This window comes from Mesorhizobium sp. LCM 4576, assembly GCF_001854815.1.
GTDB lineage: Bacteria > Pseudomonadota > Alphaproteobacteria > Rhizobiales > Rhizobiaceae > Mesorhizobium > Mesorhizobium plurifarium.
Genome location: NZ_MDDT01000083.1, coordinates 1 through 942 on the forward strand (window position 1 = coordinate 1; position 942 = coordinate 942).

General features: G+C 67.3%; 1 pseudogene. It reads right to left on the reverse strand.

The window, feature by feature from the left end:
* Positions 1-822: pseudogene (locus LCM4576_RS31640) on the reverse strand (shikimate kinase); the annotation flags it as partial.
* Positions 823-942: the final 120 nt, after the last annotated feature.

Here is a 942-nt window from a genome sequence, read left to right on the forward strand (position 1 = left end):
CCGCAAGGCGCGCTTGTCGCCCTCGACATAGGGCCGCCGGTAGAGCTTCTCCAGCACCGCGCGGGTCTTGAGCACCTGATAGATCGACAGCGCCGGGCAGCGGCTTGCATTGGCGCCGCTGTGGCGCTCGGCCTGGCCTGCCTCGAGATGCGCCTCGATCTTGCGCTCCACCACCGGCTGGATGGCATTGAGCAGGTTCAGCGCCGGCCTGCGGTGCCAGCGCAACGCCGGCCGCGGGCTGCGCGCCAGCGGCAGCAGGGCGGCGCACAGATTGCCCATGGTCTCCAGGTTGTTGTCGCGCTCGAAGGCGGGCGTGGCGCGCAGCGCCTCCAGCCGGTCCAGCCCCGGCTTTGCCAGCACACCCAGATCGTCGGACAACTGCGCCTTGCTCAGGGCCTTGAAGATGTTGGYGATGGCCAGGACATCGGCCTGCTGCAGCCGGTCCTCGGCATAGTGRAGATAATGCGCCAGCTGCTGCAGCCGCTCCTTCAGCAAAGCKGGTYCGGCSAMCTCCCCGGCTTCCTCGCCCTGCAGGATACCCCGCGCCAGACCATTCGCGACCATCGCAAGCCGTGGCGTCGCGAACGCGCCGAAGCGACGGCCCTTGGGGCCTAGACCGCGGGCGATCTCCCCCAGAGCCTGATAGCACACCGGCTCTTGCGTCCACTTGGCGAAGCCGTTCACCAGGAGCRCCAAATCCTGCGCCGTAAAATCGGAGAGCCCGACATCCGGGCGGTCGGCGCGGCGAAGGACCTCCTCGCCAATGGCGACCGCGGCCTGYCGATTGCGCTCCTCTTGCGGCCACTTGCCGAAACCGTTCACCAGGACCGCCAGATGCTGATGACTAAATCCCTTGATTTTGCCGACGCGGGAAGCGATCTCCCCAGCCATGGCAACTGCAGCCTGGCGCATGCCTGGCTCTTGCGGCCATTTGCTGAAGCC